We start from the raw sequence: 16183 nt of genomic DNA on the forward strand, positions 1-16183 counted from the left end.
GAAGCCGGCGCCGGACACACCCAACGCCAGTCCCAGAAGGGCGAGTCCGGCGACGGCGCGGGCCATGGTGCGGGCGGCGTCGGCCGACTGGGCGGAGCGCGCCCTGCCCGGCGCCGAGCACCTCACCACCCGCGCCGGCGACGACGCCACGCTGATCGCCAGCGAACTGGTCACCAACGCCGTCGTGCACGCCGGCACCGAGGTACGGCTGACCTGCCGCCTCGAGGAGGAGAGCGGCGCCCTCGTCGTCGAGGTCACCGACCGCCACCCCTCCCGCGCCCCGCACGGCGGAGAACCGGAGGCACCGCCCTACGAGAACCCCGAGCACGGACGCGGCCTGCGCCTCGTCGCCGCGCTCTCCGAGGCATGGGGGATCACCTACCGCCCCGGCACCAAGACCGTCTGGGCCCGGATCCCCGTGGGAGGGGACCTCGCGGCGGACGGCACGCAGGACGGGGAGGAGAGTGCGGAGGAAACGGAGAGCGCAGGGAGCGCGGACATCCCGTTCGACGCGTACGTGTGGGAGGCGGAGCCGGAGCCCGGCGGTGACGGGTGGCGTGCGCCCCGGCCGTACCGGCGGGACGGGGCATGGCTCGGGCGTGGGGCGCTGTCCTTCCTCGCCGAGGCGTCCGATCTGCTCGCCGGGCAGCTGGACGAGGACCTGGTCGCCGCGCTCACCGGGCAGCTGATCGTGCCGCGGCTGGCGGACTGGTGCGCGGTGTGGCTCGAGGACGAGACCACCGGCCACGGCGGCTGGAGCGACGGAGCACGGGCCCACGGGCCCCGCCTCGCTCGTGTCTGGCACGCCGACGAGAGCCGCGTCGAGGAGCTGAGCCGGGTGCTGGAGCAGGATCCCCCGCCTCCCTCCGATCCGCTGAGCACCGGACCGGTCGTCTACCCCTGGCCGGAGAAGGCGCTCCACCTGACCGAGGGCCGCGAGGAGGACAGCGGCCCCGGCACCGCCCTCGCCTACCGGCTCGTCGCCGGTGGCCGGCCGCTGGGGACGCTGGTGATCGGGCGGGCCGGGATCGGGCGGTTCCCGGACGAGGTCACCGGGCTGGTGGAGGACCTCGGGCGGCGTGTGGCGCTCGCCATCGGCGCCGCCCGGCAGTACGCCCGCCAGGCCACCATCAGCGCCGTGCTCCAGCGCGGACTGCTGCCCGGCGCCGTCGCCGAGATCCCCGGCGTGCGCTCCGCCCTCGTCTACGAGCCCCACGACAAGGGCGGACCGAGCGGCGACTTCTACGACCTGTTCCCGGCCGGACCGGGCCGCTGGTGCTTCGCCATCGGCGACGTCCAGGGCAAGGGCCCCGAAGCCGCCGTCGTCATCGGGCTGGTCCGCCCCTGGCTGCGGCTGCTCGCCCGCGAGGGCTACCGCGTCGCCGACGTCCTCGACCGCCTCAACCAACTGCTCCTCGACGACGCCACGGAGGCCGCCGACGCCGCCGCCCGCGCGCTCGTCGCCGCCGGCGCCCGCCCGACCGCCCCCGGGGACGGCCCCCAGACCCGCTTCCTCTCCCTGCTCTACGGAGAACTCACCCTCGTCGAGGGCGGCGCCCGTGTCACCCTCGCCTCCGCCGGACACCCCCTGCCGCTGCTGCTCTCGCCCGACGGGATGGTCCGTACCGTGGCCCGGTCGCAGACCCTGCTCGGGGTCGTCGAGGACGCCACCTACACCAGCGACACCTTCGAGCTGCGCTCCGGCGACACCCTGCTCTGCGTCACCGACGGCGTCACCGAGCGGCGCTCCGGCTCCCGCCAGTTCGACGACGGCGACGGACTCGCCGCCGCGCTGGCCGGCTGCGCCGGGCTGGACGCCGACCTGACAGCGGAACGCATCAGCCGACTGGTCCACGAGTTCGGGGCGCGGCCACCGGAGGACGATCTCGCCCTGCTGGTGCTCCAGGCGGACTGACCGGCCTACGGGCCGAGTGCGGGACAATGGGGCACATGCCTTCCGCACTCCCCGACGGCGAGCCCGTCCCCGCCGACGGCGCGCTGCCCGCGTCCGCGCTCGACGGGGCCGCGGGCCGCCCCCTCGGGTTCTATCTGCACGTGCCGTACTGCGCGACCCGCTGCGGCTACTGCGACTTCAACACCTACACCGCCACCGAGCTGCGCGGCAGCGGCGGCGTGCTCGCCTCCCGCGACAACTACGCCGAGACCCTGATCGACGAGGTCCGCCTGGCCCGCAAGGTGCTCGGCGACGACCCGCGCGAGGTCCGCACGGTGTTCGTCGGCGGCGGCACCCCCACCCTGCTGGCCGCCGACGACCTCGTACGGATGCTGGGCGCGATCCGCGACGAGTTCGGGCTGGCGGCGGACGCGGAGGTGACGACGGAGGCGAATCCGGAGTCGGTCGATCCGGCCTACCTGGCGACCCTCCGCGCGGGCGGCTTCAACCGGATCTCCTTCGGCATGCAGAGCGCCCGGCAGCACGTGCTGAAGGTCCTCGACCGCACACACACTCCCGGCCGCCCGGAAGCGTGTGTCGCCGAGGCGCGGGCGGCGGGCTTCGAGCACGTCAACCTCGACCTGATCTATGGCACCCCCGGCGAGTCCGACGACGACTGGCGGGCCTCGCTGGACGCGGCCCTCGGCGCCGGACCCGACCACGTCTCCGCGTACGCGCTCATCGTCGAGGAGGGCACGCAGCTCGCCCGTCGCATCCGGCGCGGTGAGGTGCCGATGACCGACGACGACGTGCACGCGGACCGGTACCTGATCGCCGAGGAGGCCCTGTCGGCGGCCGGCTTCGACTGGTACGAGGTGTCGAACTGGGCCACCTCCGACGCGGGACGCTGCCTGCACAACGAGCTGTACTGGCGCGGCGCGGACTGGTGGGGCGCGGGGCCCGGGGCGCACTCGCACGTGGGCGGGGTGCGCTGGTGGAACGTGAAGCACCCCGGCGCGTACGCGGCTGCGCTGGCGGCGGGGCGGTCGCCGGGGGCCGGGCGGGAGGTCCTGTCGGACGAGGATCGGCGGGTGGAGCGGATTCTGCTGGAGCTGCGGCTGGAGGAAGGGGTTCCGCTCGCTCTTCTCCGCGCGGAGGGGCTGGCGGCGGCGCGCCGTGCCCTGACGGACGGGCTGCTGCGGCAGGGGGCGTACGACGAGGGGCGTGCGGCGCTGACCCTGCGGGGGAGGCTGCTGGCGGACGCGGTGGTGCGGGACCTGGTGGACTGAGGGGCCGACCCCCGCGAGAGCGGGGAGCATGCACTGCTCGGCCGGGTCGACGAGTTGATCGACGGACCACCTCCGCAGCGGCGGAGAGCAGCCCACCAGGCCCAGCCTGTCAACGACTGGACAGTGCTCAGGGCACGGTCACATGGTCGATGAGCCGTTCCACACTGCCCAACAGCGCCGGCTCCACATCCCGGTACGAGCGCACCGCGCCGAGGATCCGCTGCCACGCCTCCCCGGTGTTGGCCACGCGCCAGCCCAGTGCCCGGCACACCCCCGTCTTCCAGTCCTGGCCGTGCGGCACCCGGGGCCACGCCTCGATGCCCAGGGACGACGGCTTCACCGCCTCCCAGACGTCGATGTAGGGGTGGCCCACCACCAGGGCGTGCTCGCCGGTGACCGACTCCGCGATGCGCCACTCCTTCGAACCCGGCACCAGGTGGTCCACCAGGACGCCCAGCCGGGCGTCCGGGCCCGGCGCGAACGCGTCGACGATCGCGGGCAGGTCGTCGACGCCCTCCAGGTACTCCACGACCACGCCCTCGACGCGCAGATCGTCGCCCCACACCTTCTCGACCAGTTCGGCGTCGTGGCGACCCTCGACGTAGATGCGCCCGGCGCGCGCCACGCGCGCGCGTGCGCCCGGGACGGCCACCGAACCGGATGCCGTACGGGTCGGACGCGCCGGGCCCGCGGCGGGCCGCACCAGCGTCACCGTGCGGCCCTCCAGCAGGAAGCCGCGCGGCTCCAGCGGGAAGACCCGGTGCTTGCCGAAGCGGTCCTCCAGGGTCACCGTGCCCGCCTCGCAGCGGATCACCGCGCCGCAGAATCCGCTGCCGGGCTCCTCCACGACCAGCCCGGGCTCGGCCGGAACCTCGGGGACGGGCCGGGACTTCTTCCACCCGGGGGTCAGGTCAGGGGAGTACTGGCGCATTCTGACGACGATAGGAGAACCTGGCCCCCGTTCGGCCGAAGGATCAGCCCGACACGCCGAAACGAGCCGCGAGGGCGTCGCGCTGGGCCCGTACGAACGCCGCGTCCACCACCGCTCCGTGACCGGGTACGTACACCGCGTCCTCGCCGCCCAGGGCGAGCAGCCGGTCCAGGGCGGCCGGCCACTGCGACGGGACGGCGTCGGGCCCGGCCTGCGGCTCGCCGGACTCCTCCACCAGGTCGCCGCAGAAGACCACCTCCGGGTCGCCGGGCACCAGCACCACCAGATCGTGGGCGGTGTGCCCGGGGCCCACGTTCGCGAGGAGCGCCTGCCGTCCGCCGCCCAGGTCGAGCGTCCACTCGCCGGACACCATGTGCCGGGGGCGGACCAGCGCCAGCGCGTCCACGGCCTCCTCCGCCGCCCGCGCGTCCAGACCCTCGCGCTCCGCGTCCGCGCGCAGTTCCTCGCGACCCCGCGCCAGCACCGTGTCCAGGCCCACCGCGCCGAACACCTCCGCGCCCGCGAACACCGCCGCCCCCAGCACATGGTCGAAATGGGGGTGGGTGAGCGCGAGATGTGTCACACGCCCACCGGCGAGCGCCTGCGCCCGTGCCCGCAACCGGGCGCCCTCGCCCAGGCTCGAACCGGCGTCCACGAGCAGCGCCGCGCCCGCGCCGACGACGAGCCCCGTCGTGCAGTCCCACACCGGCAACCGGCACCGGCCCACTCCCGGCGCCAGCCGCTCCCACCCCGACTCTTCCCAACTCACCGTCATACCGCGACGCTAATCGCCCACGCCGCCCCGGCGCGACGGCGTGGGACCGGCCTTGCCCGGGGTGTACCCACCGGCCGTACACTGGGCGGGGAAGTTTGGCACTCGCGTGCGAAGAGTGCCAGGACATTCAGGGAACGAACCGGCGAAAGGCTTCTGGAGGTGTGCGCCGTGCTCAGTGAACGCAGGCTCCAGGTGTTGCGCGCCATCGTCCAGGACTACGTCGGAACCGAGGAACCCGTCGGCTCCAAGGCCCTCACCGAGCGGCACAACCTGGGCGTCTCCCCGGCCACCGTGCGCAACGACATGGCGGCCCTGGAGGACGAGGGGTTCATCGCCCAGCCGCACACCAGCGCCGGGCGCATCCCCACCGACAAGGGCTACCGGCTCTTCGTGGACAAGCTCGCCGGCGTCAAGCCGATGACCGCCCCCGAGCGGCGCGCCATCCAGAACTTCCTCGAGGGCGCCGTCGACCTGGACGACGTCGTGGCCCGCACGGTGCGGCTGCTCGCGCAGCTGACCCGGCAGGTCGCCGTCGTGCAGTACCCGTCGCTGACCCGCTCGACCGTGCGGCACGTGGAGCTGCTCCCGATGGCGCCCGCGCGCGCCATGCTGGTGCTGATCACGGACACCGGGCGGGTCGAGCAGCGCATGATCGACTGTCCGGCGCCGATCGGCGAGGCGACCCTGGGGGATCTGCGGGCGCGGCTCAACAGCCGTGTCGCGGGCCGCCGTTTCACCGATGTACCGTCTCTCGTCGAGGATCTCCCCGAGGCCTTCGACCTCGAGGAGCGCGGTACGGTCTCGACCGTGCTCTCCACCCTCCTGGAGACGCTCGTCGAGGACAACGAGGAGCGGCTGATGATCGGCGGTACCGCCAATCTGACCCGCTTCGGACATGACTTCCCCCTTGTGATCCGGCCCGTACTGGAGGCGCTCGAGGAGCAGGTCGTGCTTCTCAAGCTGCTGGGCGAGGCGAAGGATCCGGGCGTGACCGTGCGTATCGGTCATGAGAACGCCCACGAGGGACTCAACTCCACCTCAGTGGTGTCGGTGGGCTACGGTTCGGGCGGCGAGGCTGTTGCCAAGCTCGGCGTGGTCGGTCCGACCCGCATGGATTACCCGGGAACGATGGGAGCGGTACGCGCAGTGGCACGGTACGTCGGACAGATCCTGGCGGAGTCGTAGTGGCCACGGACTACTACGCCGTACTCGGCGTGCGCCGCGACGCTTCGCAGGAGGAGATCAAAAAGGCCTTCCGGCGGCTCGCCCGCGAGCTGCATCCGGACGTCAACCCGGATCCGAAGACCCAGGAGCGGTTCAAGGAGATCAACGCCGCCTACGAGGTGCTGTCGGACCCGCAGAAGAAGCAGGTCTACGACCTCGGCGGCGACCCGCTCTCGCAGGCCGGGGCCGGCGGCGGCGCGGGCGGCTTCGGCGCGGGCGGCTTCGGGAACTTCTCCGACATCATGGACGCGTTCTTCGGCACGGCGTCGCAGCGCGGTCCGCGCTCGCGCACCCGCCGCGGCCAGGACGCGATGATCCGGATCGAGGTCGAGCTGGACGAGGCCGCGTTCGGCACGACCAAGGACATCCAGGTCGACACGGCGATCGTGTGCACCACGTGCAGCGGTGAGGGCGCCGCGCCGGGGACCAGCGCGCAGACCTGTGACATGTGCCGCGGCCGCGGTGAGGTCTCGCAGGTCACCCGGTCCTTCCTGGGCCAGGTCATGACCTCGCGCCCCTGCCCGCAGTGCCAGGGCTTCGGCACCGTCGTCCCGAACCCGTGCCCGGAGTGCGCCGGCGACGGACGCGTCCGCTCCCGCCGCACCCTGACCGTGAAGATCCCGGCCGGTGTCGACAACGGCACCCGGATCCAGCTGGCCGGCGAGGGCGAGGTCGGCCCCGGCGGCGGTCCCGCCGGCGACCTGTACGTCGAGATCCACGAGCTGCCGCACAGCACCTTCCAGCGGCGCGGCGACGACCTGCACTGCACGGTCACCATCCCGATGACGGCGGCCGCCCTCGGCACCAAAGTGCCGCTGGAGACGCTGGACGGCATGGAGGAGGTCGACATCCGGCCCGGCACCCAGTCCGGCCAGTCGATCCCGCTGCACGGCCGGGGCGTCACGCATCTGCGCGGCGGCGGCCGGGGCGACCTCGTCGTGCACGTCGAGGTGCAGACCCCGGGCAAGCTCGACCCCGAGCAGGAACGCCTGCTGCGCGAACTCGCCAAGCTCCGCGGCGAGGAACGCCCGCTGGGCCAGTTCCAGCCGGGGCAGCAGGGGCTGTTCTCCCGGTTGAAGGACGCTTTCAACGGGCGCTGACGGACGACACCGGAGGACGACACCGGAGGTGCTGCGCGCGGGGGCCGGAAACGGCTCCCGCGGTGCTGCGGAAGGTGTCCTGAAGGTGCTCGGGAAGGTGCCGTGAAGCCGCCCCGGACACGGCCCGTGCCAAGGGCGAAGGCCGGTTGAGCCCCGATTCGGAGATGTCCGAAGGACGTGGCAACATGCCGTCATGTCCTTGGCGCTCACCGATCTCCTTCCGCACCCCGTCGTGCAGGCCCCCATGGCGGGCGGTGTCTCCGTGCCGCAGCTCGCCGCGGCCGTCTCCGAGGCGGGCGGGCTCGGTTTCCTGGCCGCCGGGTACAAGACCGCGGACGGGATGTACCAGGAGATCAAGCAGCTGCGCGGACTGACCGGCCACCCGTTCGGCGTCAACGTCTTCATGCCCCAGCCCGAGACCCCCGACCCGGCCGCCGTCGGCGTCTACGCCCACCAGCTGGCCGGTGAGGCCTCCTGGTACGAGACCGAGCTCGGCGACCCCGACAGCGGCCGCGACGACGGCTACGACGCCAAACTCGCCGTCCTGCTCGACAACCCGGTGCCGGTGGTGTCGTTCCACTTCGGAGTGCCGACCCGTGAGGTCCTGGACTCCCTGCGCCGCGTCGGCACGTTCACCCTGGTCACCGCCACCACCGCCGAGGAGGCGCGGGCCGTGGAGCGGGCGGGCGCCGACGCGGTGATCGCGCAGGGCGTCGAGGCCGGCGGCCACCAGGGCACCCACCGGGACCTCCCGGAGAACGACGGCTCCGGCGTCGGACTGCTGTCCCTGGTCGCCGAGGTGCGGGAGACGGTGGACATCCCGATCGTCGCCGCCGGCGGCATCATGCGCGGCAGCCAGATCGCCGCGGTGCTCGCGGTCGGCGCCCGGGCGGCCCAGCTCGGCACCGCCTTCGTCGCCACCCACGAGTCCGGCGCGCCCGCCCTGCACAAGCAGGCGCTGACCGACCCCCTGTACGTCCGCACCGAACTGACCCGCGCCTTCTCGGGACGCCCGGCCCGCGGCCTGGTCAACCGGTTCCTGCGCGAACACGGCCCGTACGCGCCCGCCGCCTACCCGGACGTCCACCATCTCACCGCGCCGCTGCGCAGGGCCGCCGCCAAGGCGGGGGACGCGCAGGGCATGGCACTGTGGGCGGGACAGGGCCACCGGATGGCCCGGGAGCTGCCTGCCGGGCAGCTGGTGGAGGTGCTGGTCGCCGAACTCGCCGCCGCCCGGACGGAGCTGTCGGCGGGGGGTGCCGGATGACCGCGCCGGTCTTCGTGGTGGAGCACTTCGACACGGACGCCTCCGGACACCATGTGCTCGACGGCCCCGAGGGGCGGCACGCCGTCTCCGTGAAGCGGCTGCGGGCCGGGGAGAGCGTCGTCCTCACCGACGGCGCGGGCCGCAGGGCCGAGGGCGAGGTGACCGGGACCGAGGGCAAGGACCGGCTGATCGTGCGCCTCGGGGACGTCGTCGAGGAGCCCGTGGAGTCGCCCCGGCTCACCGTCGTCCAGGCACTGCCCAAGGGCGACCGGGGCGAGCTGGCCGTGGAGACGATGACCGAGGTCGGCGTCGACGCGATCGTGCCGTGGTCCGCGGCGCGCTGCATCACGCAGTGGAAGGGCGAGCGCGGTCTGAAGTCCCTCGCCAAGTGGCGGGCGACGGCCCGGGAGGCCGGCAAGCAGTCCCGCCGGGCGCGCTTCCCGGAGGTCGCGGACGCGGCGACGACCAAGCAGGTTGCCTCACTTCTCGCCGAAGCCGACTTCGCCGCCGTGCTCCACGAGAGCGGCACCGAACCCCTCGCGACCGCCGAACTCCCCGGCTCCGGCAGCATCGTGCTGGTCGTCGGCCCCGAAGGCGGGGTCTCGCCGGAGGAGTTGGCGCTCTTCGCGCAGGCCGGCGCCAAGCCCTACCGCCTGGGCCGCAGCGTCCTGCGCACCTCCACCGCGGGCACCGCCGCCACGGCCGTCCTGCTGGCCCGCACGGGCCGCTGGTCCTGACGGCCCCGTTCGCCGCCAGCCGCGGGGCCGCCGGCTGTCAGCCGTCCGCCGCGCGGGCGGCGGCGACCGCCGGGAACAGTTCCCAGCCGTCCAGCTCCGCGGCCCCGGTGAGCAGCCCGCGCCGGACCGCCTCGTCGACGAAGGCCCGTACGACACCGGGCTCGTGCAGGTTGAGCGCCGCGTGTCCGCCGAGGGCCACAGCCCCGGAATGCAGGAAACCGTCGGGGACGAGACGGCCCTCGCCGCCCCGGAACACCAGGTGGACCGTCGCCGTCGTTCCCTCCCGGGTCAGTGCGAGCACCTCCTGGCAGGGCCCGTCGGTACGGTGCCGATGACGCACCGACCACAGGTAGGCGGTCGTTTCGCCCGTGGTGGTCCCGTCCACGACGAGTCGTCTGAGCCGGCGTTCGCTGCGCATCGCTCCACGGTAGTGAGGAGTGGCCGTATGCGCCCTACCGTCACGCGTGGGGCGGTGGCAGGCTGCCGGGCATGGGGGCATTGAGGTGGGTTCGGGGCGGGACGCGGTGGCGCCGGTCGGTGTCGGCCGTCGGGTTCGTCGTGGTCGTCGTGGGCGGGGCCGGGGCGTGCGAGCCGGGTCCGGTCGGCACGGCGGCGGTGGCGTACACGACCGACGAGACGGTCACCCGGGAGCTCAACCGGCAGAAGGCCGGGGTGCGTTGGCTCAGCTGCACCGCCTCCTACGGGAACCAGGACGGCGCGTCGTCGCGGCCCGCGAGTGAGGACACCGTGGCCACCGTGGACTGCGACGGGGAGACCGAGGACGGCAAGGAGATCACCGTCACCGGGAAGATCACCCATGCCGTCGACGGCGCCTGTGTGCGCGGGGACATCACCGCGAAAGTGGACGGCAAGCAGTGGTTCCGGGTCGACGGCCTGGGCGACTGCGACGCCACCAGCCCGCCCGCGGTGGGCGAGCCCACGAACCGCGGCCCACGGCCCACCGTCACCGTGACGGTCACCACGACCGTGTGGTGCGAGCAGTACCCGTCCTGTCGCCCCGTCGAGGGCAAGTGATCCAAACCTCTGTCCAGGCCGACCCCGTGTGCGTAGGGTGATCGGGTGACACAGCCTGCATCGGTCGCCCCCGCCGCGTATCTCCGGTTCCCGCATCCGCACGGCGAGTTGGTCGCCTTCACCGCCGAGGACGACGTGTGGCTCGCCCCGCTCGAGGGCGGCCGGGCCTGGCGGGTGAGCGCCGACAACGTGCCGGTGACGCTCCCCCGCATCTCGCCCGACGGCACCACCGTCGCCTGGACCTCCACCCGTGACGGCGCTCCCGAGGTGCACACCGCCCCCGTCGAGGGCGGCCCCGGCCGGCGTCTGACGTACTGGGGAAGCGCGAGGACCCAGGTGCGCGGCTGGACCCCGGACGGCAAGGTCCTCGCGCTCAGCACCCAGGGCCAGGCCAGCCTGCGCCGCACCTGGGCCCGCGCGATCCCCCTCGACGGCGGACCCGCCACCACCCTGCCGTACGGCCCCGTCGGCGACGTCGCCCACGGGCCGCGCACGGTCCTGCTGTCCGCGACGATGGGCCGCGAGGCCGCCTCGTGGAAGCGCTACCGGGGCGGCACGGCGGGCAAGCTGTGGATCGCACAGGAGACCGGCGACGGTGCCGACAACTCGGCCGACGGCTCAGGAGAGTTCGTCCGGCTGCACGGAGATCTCGACGGGAACATCGAGTACCCGCTGTGGGTGGGAGACAGGGTCGGTTTCCTCTCCGACCATGAGGGCACCGGCGCGCTGTACTCCTCCCTCGCCGACGGGTCCGACCTGCGCCGGCACACCCCCCTCGGGGGTTTCTACGCCCGGCACGCCGCCACCGACGGCACCCGTGTCGTGTACTCCTGCGCCGGTGAACTGTGGATCCTCGACGACCTGGACGGGGCCGAGCCGCGCCGGCTCGACATCCGGCTGGGCGGGCAGCGCGTCGACCTCCAGCCGTTCCCGGTGAACGCCGCCCGCTGGTTCGGTTCCGCCTCCCCCGACCACACCGCGCGCGGCAGCGCCGTCTGCGTGCGCGGCACCGTCCACTGGGTCACCCACCGCGCCGGCCCCGCCCGCGCGCTCGCCGCCACCCCCGGCGTACGGGCCCGCCGCCCGCGCACCTTCCGCGCGGACGGCGAGGAATGGGTGGTGTGGGTGACGGACGCCGACGGCGACGACGCTCTGGAGTTCGCCCCCGCCACCGGCCTCGCCCCCGGAGCGACCCCGCGCCGGATCGCCGCCGGACAGCTCGGCCGCGTCCTGGGCCTCGCCATGGCGCCCGACGGCAGCCGCGCCGCGGTCGCCTCGCACGACGGCCGTCTCCTGCTCGTCGAGCGGGAGACCGGCGAGGTCCGCGAGGTCGACCGCAGCGAGCACGGCGACGTCTCCGGGCTGACCTTCTCGCCCGACTCCGCCTGGCTCGCCTGGTCCCACCCCGGCCCCCGCCCGCTCAGCCAGCTGCGGCTCGCCGACACCACCGACCTGTCGGTCACCGAGGCGACCCCGCTGCGCTTCCAGGACTACGCGCCCGCGTTCACCCTCGACGGCAAGCACCTCGCCTTCCTGTCGACCCGCTCCTTCGACCCCGTCTACGACGAGTACGTCTTCGACCTCGCCTTCGTCGAGGGCGCCCGCCCGCACCTGATCACCCTCGCCGCGACGACGCCGTCCCCGTTCGGCCCGCAGCGGCACGGCCGCCCCTTCGAGACGCCGGACCGGGACGAGACCCCCGACAGCGAGGGCACCCCCACCACCCGTATCGACCTCGAGGGGCTGGCCGACCGGATCGTGCCGTTCCCGGTCGAGGCCGCCCGCTACTCCAACCTGCGCGCCGCCAAGGACGGGGTGCTGTGGCTGCGGCACCCGGTGCGCGGCGTGCTCGGCGCCTCCAGGGCCACCCCCGAGGACCCCGACCCCAAGACCGAGCTGGAGCGCTACGACCTCGCCCAGCAGCGCATCGAGCATCTGGCCGTGGACGCCGACCACTTCGAGGTCAGCGGCGACGGCAAGCGGGTGCTGCTGTGGACCGACGGGCGGCTGAAGGTCGTCCCCAGCGACCGGCGCGCGCCGAACGACGACGACAGCGACGGCAACATCACCGTCGACCTCGACCGGGTGCGCCAGTTCGTCGACCCGGCCGCCGAGTGGCGGCAGATGTTCGACGAGGCCGGCCGCATCATGCGGGACAACTACTGGCGGCCGGACATGAACGGCGTCGACTGGGACGGCGTCCTCGACCGCTACCGGCCCGTCCTCGACCGGCTCGCCACCCACGACGACCTGGTCGACCTCCTCTGGGAGGTGCAGGGCGAACTCGGCACCTCGCACGCCTACGTCACCCCGAGCGGCGGCTACGGCGGCGGTCCCCGGCAGGGCCTGCTCGGCGCGGACGTCTCCCGTCACGAGGACGGCAGTTGGCGCGTCGACCGGATCCTGCCCGCGGAGACCTCCGATCCGCAGGGCCGCTCCCCGCTGGCCGCGCCCGGCGTCGCGATCCGCACCGGTGACGCGATCGTCGCCGTGGCCGGACAGCCGGTCGACCCGGTGGCCGGGCCGGCGCCGCTGCTGGTCGGCACCGCGGGCAAACCGGTCGAGCTGACCGTCTCCCCGGCCGGCGGCGGGGACCCGCGGCACGCGGTCGTCGTCCCCGTCGCCGACGAGGAGCCGCTGCGCTACCACGCCTGGGTCGCCGACCGACGGGCCCACGTCCACGAACTGTCCGGCGGTCGGCTCGGCTACATCCACGTGCCCGACATGCAGGCCCCCGGCTGGGCCCAGATCCACCGCGACCTGCGGGTCGAGGTGACCCGCGAGGGCCTGATCGTGGACGTCCGGGAGAACCGCGGCGGGCACACCTCCCAGCTCGTCGTCGAGAAGCTGGCCCGGCGGATCGTCGGCTGGGACCTGCCGCGCGGCATGCGCCCGGAGAGCTACCCGCAGGACGCGCCGCGCGGTCCCGTGGTCGCCGTCGCCAACGAGTTCTCCGGCTCCGACGGCGACATCGTCAACGCGGCGATCAAGGCGCTCGGTATCGGCCCGGTCGTCGGCACCCGCACCTGGGGCGGCGTCATCGGCATCGACAGCCGCTACCGGCTCGTCGACGGCACCCTCGTCACCCAGCCCAAGTACGCCTTCTGGCTGGAGGGGTACGGCTGGGGCGTGGAGAACCACGGCGTGGACCCGGACGTCGAGGTGGTGCAGCGACCGCAGGACCACGCGGCGGGGCGGGACGCGCAGCTGGACGAGGCGGTCCGGCTGGCACTGGCGGCCCTGGAGGAGAACCCTGCCAAAACACCCCCGAACCTGCCCTGAGCCGACCTGACCGACCGACGGAGATGACTGATGCAACCGAGGAAACCGAGGAAGCCGAAGCAACCGAGGAAGCCGAAGCGGCCGAAGTAACCGACGCGACGGTGTGACGGATACGATGCCCGGTAGACGATCAACTTGGTGCGAGGAGGCACACCCATGGCAGGGGAACCGCAGGACGACTGTCTGTTCTGCAAGATCGTCGCCGGGCAGGTTCCGTCGACGATCGTCCGCGAGACGGAGACGACCGTCGCGTTCCGCGACATAAACCCGCAGGCGCCGACGCACGTCCTGGTCATCCCGAAGGCGCACCACAAGGACGCGGCGGCCCTGGCCGCGGCCGCTCCCCAGGTCGCGGCGGACGTCCTGCGCGAGGCCCAGGCCGTCGCGGACCAGGAGCAGTTGGAGAGCCACCGCGTCGTCTTCAACACCGGCAGCGGAGCCGGGCAGACCGTCTGGCACGCGCACGCCCACGTCCTGGGCGGCCGCGGTCTCGAGTGGCCCCCCGGATAGGAAGTTCCTTGTCCGTACGCGAACTGGTGGTGCTCGGCACCGCCAGCCAGGTTCCCACCCGCCACCGCAACCACAACGGCTATCTGCTGCGCTGGGACGGTGAGGGCATCCTGTTCGACCCCGGCGAGGGCACCCAGCGCCAGATGCTGCGAGCCGGGGTCGCCGCGCACGACCTGAACCGGATCTGCGTCACCCACTTCCACGGCGACCACTCGCTCGGCCTCGCCGGAGTGATCCAGCGCATCAACCTCGACCAGGTACCGCACCCGGTCACCGCCCACTACCCGGGCTCCGGGCAGAGCTTCTTCGACCGGCTGCGCTACGCCACCGCCTACCGCGAGACGGTCGGCATCACCGAGGCACCGGTCGGCGCCGACGGCCCGCTCGCCCGCACCGCCGGGTACACCCTGGAAGCACGGAAGCTGTCGCACCCCGTGGAGTCGTACGGCTACCGGCTGGTCGAACCCGACGGGCGGCGGATGCTGCCCGACCGGCTCGCCGCGCACGGCATCAAGGGCCCGGACGTCGGCCGCATCCAGCGCGAGGGCACGCTCGACGGGGTCCCGCTGGAGGACGTGAGCGAGGTGCGGCGCGGCCAGCGGTTCGCGTTCGTCATGGACACCCGGCTCTGCGCGGGGGTGTACGCGCTGGCCGAGGGCTGCGACCTGCTCGTCATCGAGTCCACGTTCCTCGACGAGGACGAGGAACTCGCCGTGGAACACGGTCATCTGACGGCGGGTCAGGCGGCCCGGGTGGCGCGGGACGCGGGCGTGCGGCATCTGGTGCTCACCCACTTCAGCCAGCGCTACGGAGATCCGGAGGAGTTCGAACGGCAGGCGCGGGCCGCCGGGTACGAGGGGGAGCTGACCGTGGCCCGCGATCTGCTGCGAGTACCGCTCCCCAAGCGTCGGTGAGATCGCCGTACGATATTTCGATGCCCGTACCCAAAGCCGAACTGCACCTTCACATCGAAGGCACCCTCGAGCCCGAACTCGCCTTCGCCCTCGCCGCACGCAACGGCGTCGAACTGCCCTACGCCGACACCGACGCCCTGCGCGAGGCGTACCGGTTCGAGGACCTCCAGTCGTTCCTGAACCTGTACTACGAACTCATGGCGGTGCTGCGCACCGAGCAGGACTTCGAGGACCTCGCCGACGCCTACCTGGCCCGCGCCGCCGCCCAGGGCGTGCGGCACGCGGAGATCTTCTTCGACCCGCAGGCCCATCTGTCCCGGGGTGTCGCCATGGACACGGTGGTCGACGGACTGTGGCGGGCACTGGAACGCGGGGAGCGGACGCACGGCGTCTCGACCCGGTTGGTCATGTGCTTCCTGCGGGACGAGTCCGCCGAGTCGGCCCTGGCGACCCTGGACGCCGCCAAGCCCCACCTGGACCGGATCACCGGTGTCGGTCTCGACTCGGCCGAGGTCGGATACCCGCCGGCGAAGTTCCGCGAGGTGTACGAGGCGGCCGCCGCGCTCGGGCTGCGGCGGGTGGCGCACGCCGGTGAGGAGGGGCCGCCGGAGTACATCACCGAGGCGCTGGACGTCCTCGGCGTCGAACGAGTCGATCACGGGCTGCGCTGCATGGAGGACCCGGCGCTGGTGGAGCGGCTGGTGCGGGACCGCGTTCCGCTGACCCTGTGCCCGCTGTCCAACGTCCGGCTGCGCACCGTGGACACCCTCGCCGACCACCCGCTGCCCGCGATGCTCGACGCCGGCCTGCTGTGCACGGTGAACTCCGACGACCCGGCCTACTTCGGCGGCTACGCCGGGGACAACTTCGACGCGGTGCGCGACACGCTCGGCCTCGGCCCGGAGCGGCTGCGCGAACTGGCCCGCAACTCCTTCCTCGCCGCGTTCCTGGACGACGACGAGGAACGCCGGGCGCGCTACCTCGCCGAGGTGGAGGCCTACGTCTTCCCGTAGTTCCGGCGGTCCCGGCAGCTCCCGCACTTCCCATTGACGGCCCCTGTTCGCCTATCTAACCTCTGTTCCCATGCATGGATGACGTTCGTATGGGGAGGCAGTGCGGGTGGGTTTTGGTACGGAGACGGGGACGGCACCTCCCGCCCGTCGGCCCCGCCGACCGCAAGGCCCCGCCCGCCACCGGCCTGGACCTCGTAGGAGCTGCCCGTGAC

At 73.3% G+C, this 16183-nt stretch carries 14 protein-coding genes; 11 read left to right on the forward strand and 3 right to left on the reverse strand.

The window, feature by feature from the left end; genetic code table 11:
* Positions 1-64 precede the first annotated feature (64 nt).
* Together JL475_RS26155 and hemW are read left to right on the forward strand one after the other, a co-directional pair.
* Positions 65-1915, forward strand: a complete 1851-nt coding sequence (locus JL475_RS26155; protein WP_202280390.1) for an ATP-binding SpoIIE family protein phosphatase — start codon at positions 65-67, stop codon at positions 1913-1915.
* Between the two features lie 35 nt (positions 1916-1950).
* Positions 1951-3183, forward strand: coding sequence for a radical SAM family heme chaperone HemW (gene hemW / locus JL475_RS26160; RefSeq protein ID WP_202280391.1), 1233 nt, complete (start codon positions 1951-1953; stop codon positions 3181-3183).
* A 127-nt stretch (positions 3184-3310) separates the two neighbouring features.
* Here the strand turns inward: hemW and JL475_RS26165 are convergent, their stop codons facing one another.
* Both JL475_RS26165 and JL475_RS26170 read right to left on the reverse strand, forming a co-directional pair.
* On the reverse strand, positions 3311-4114 hold the full coding sequence (locus JL475_RS26165; RefSeq protein ID WP_202280392.1) for a DUF3097 domain-containing protein: 804 nt from the start codon (positions 4112-4114) through the stop codon (positions 3311-3313).
* 43 nt (positions 4115-4157) lie between these two features.
* Positions 4158-4889 carry an MBL fold metallo-hydrolase gene (locus JL475_RS26170; protein WP_202280393.1) on the reverse strand — a complete coding sequence of 244 codons (732 nt, stop codon included), beginning with the start codon at positions 4887-4889 and terminating at the stop codon, positions 4158-4160.
* 168 nt (positions 4890-5057) lie between these two features.
* Here JL475_RS26170 and hrcA point away from each other — a divergent pair, with 168 nt between their 5' ends.
* The 4 genes from hrcA (at position 5058) to JL475_RS26190 (ending at position 9217) form a co-directional block, all read left to right on the forward strand.
* A complete protein-coding gene (gene hrcA / locus JL475_RS26175; protein ID WP_202280394.1) occupies positions 5058-6074 on the forward strand; it encodes a heat-inducible transcriptional repressor HrcA in 1017 nt (338 codons plus the stop codon).
* Positions 6074-7213 carry a molecular chaperone DnaJ gene (gene dnaJ, locus JL475_RS26180; RefSeq protein WP_202280395.1) on the forward strand — a complete coding sequence of 380 codons (1140 nt, stop codon included), beginning with the start codon at positions 6074-6076 and terminating at the stop codon, positions 7211-7213. Before hrcA ends, dnaJ begins: the two co-directional genes overlap by 1 nt.
* 193 nt (positions 7214-7406) lie before the next feature.
* Positions 7407-8480 (forward strand): nitronate monooxygenase, encoded by a 1074-nt coding sequence (locus tag JL475_RS26185; RefSeq protein ID WP_202280396.1) that lies wholly within the window; start codon positions 7407-7409, stop codon positions 8478-8480.
* Positions 8477-9217 carry a 16S rRNA (uracil(1498)-N(3))-methyltransferase gene (locus tag JL475_RS26190; protein WP_202280397.1) on the forward strand — a complete coding sequence of 247 codons (741 nt, stop codon included), beginning with the start codon at positions 8477-8479 and terminating at the stop codon, positions 9215-9217. Before JL475_RS26185 ends, JL475_RS26190 begins: the two co-directional genes overlap by 4 nt.
* Positions 9218-9254: 37 nt before the next feature.
* On the opposite strand, the gene JL475_RS26195 is transcribed toward JL475_RS26190, so the two are convergent.
* Positions 9255-9635: a hypothetical protein gene (locus JL475_RS26195; protein WP_202280398.1), complete on the reverse strand. Its 381-nt coding sequence runs from the start codon at positions 9633-9635 to the stop codon at positions 9255-9257.
* Between the two features lie 71 nt (positions 9636-9706).
* On the opposite strand from JL475_RS26195, the gene JL475_RS26200 reads away from it, so the two are divergent.
* From JL475_RS26200 to JL475_RS26220, 5 genes are all read left to right on the forward strand, one after another.
* Positions 9707-10252 (forward strand): hypothetical protein, encoded by a 546-nt coding sequence (locus JL475_RS26200; protein WP_202280399.1) that lies wholly within the window; start codon positions 9707-9709, stop codon positions 10250-10252.
* Between the two features lie 45 nt (positions 10253-10297).
* Complete coding sequence (locus JL475_RS26205; RefSeq protein WP_202280400.1) at positions 10298-13534, forward strand: S41 family peptidase; 3237 nt, start codon at positions 10298-10300, stop codon at positions 13532-13534.
* Between the two features lie 156 nt (positions 13535-13690).
* On the forward strand, positions 13691-14044 hold the full coding sequence (locus JL475_RS26210; RefSeq protein ID WP_202280401.1) for a histidine triad nucleotide-binding protein: 354 nt from the start codon (positions 13691-13693) through the stop codon (positions 14042-14044).
* 8 nt (positions 14045-14052) lie between these two features.
* Complete coding sequence (locus JL475_RS26215; RefSeq protein WP_202280402.1) at positions 14053-14958, forward strand: ribonuclease Z; 906 nt, start codon at positions 14053-14055, stop codon at positions 14956-14958.
* Between the two features lie 20 nt (positions 14959-14978).
* Entirely contained in the window at positions 14979-15971 is a 993-nt protein-coding gene (locus JL475_RS26220) for an adenosine deaminase (RefSeq protein ID WP_202280403.1), read from the forward strand.
* Positions 15972-16183: the final 212 nt, after the last annotated feature.

Origin of the sequence: Streptomyces sp. M2CJ-2 (genome assembly GCF_016757295.1) — a bacterium.
Lineage (GTDB): Bacteria > Actinomycetota > Actinomycetes > Streptomycetales > Streptomycetaceae > Streptomyces.

What these genes read in the sequence shown, in the direction of transcription:
- JL475_RS26200 (WP_202280399.1), top strand. Translation starts at nt 9,707, where the DNA reads ATGGGGGCATTGAGGTGGGTTCGGGGCGGGACGCGGTGGCGCCGGTCG.
- JL475_RS26195 (WP_202280398.1), bottom strand. Translation starts at nt 9,635, where the DNA reads ATGCGCAGCGAACGCCGGCTCAGACGACTCGTCGTGGACGGGACCACC.
- JL475_RS26220 (WP_202280403.1), top strand. Translation starts at nt 14,979, where the DNA reads ATGCCCGTACCCAAAGCCGAACTGCACCTTCACATCGAAGGCACCCTC.
- JL475_RS26190 (WP_202280397.1), top strand. Translation starts at nt 8,477, where the DNA reads ATGACCGCGCCGGTCTTCGTGGTGGAGCACTTCGACACGGACGCCTCC.
- hemW (WP_202280391.1), top strand. Translation starts at nt 1,951, where the DNA reads ATGCCTTCCGCACTCCCCGACGGCGAGCCCGTCCCCGCCGACGGCGCG.
- JL475_RS26155 (WP_202280390.1), top strand. Translation starts at nt 65, where the DNA reads ATGGTGCGGGCGGCGTCGGCCGACTGGGCGGAGCGCGCCCTGCCCGGC.
- JL475_RS26185 (WP_202280396.1), top strand. Translation starts at nt 7,407, where the DNA reads ATGTCCTTGGCGCTCACCGATCTCCTTCCGCACCCCGTCGTGCAGGCC.
- JL475_RS26210 (WP_202280401.1), top strand. Translation starts at nt 13,691, where the DNA reads ATGGCAGGGGAACCGCAGGACGACTGTCTGTTCTGCAAGATCGTCGCC.
- JL475_RS26170 (WP_202280393.1), bottom strand. Translation starts at nt 4,889, where the DNA reads ATGACGGTGAGTTGGGAAGAGTCGGGGTGGGAGCGGCTGGCGCCGGGA.
- JL475_RS26165 (WP_202280392.1), bottom strand. Translation starts at nt 4,114, where the DNA reads ATGCGCCAGTACTCCCCTGACCTGACCCCCGGGTGGAAGAAGTCCCGG.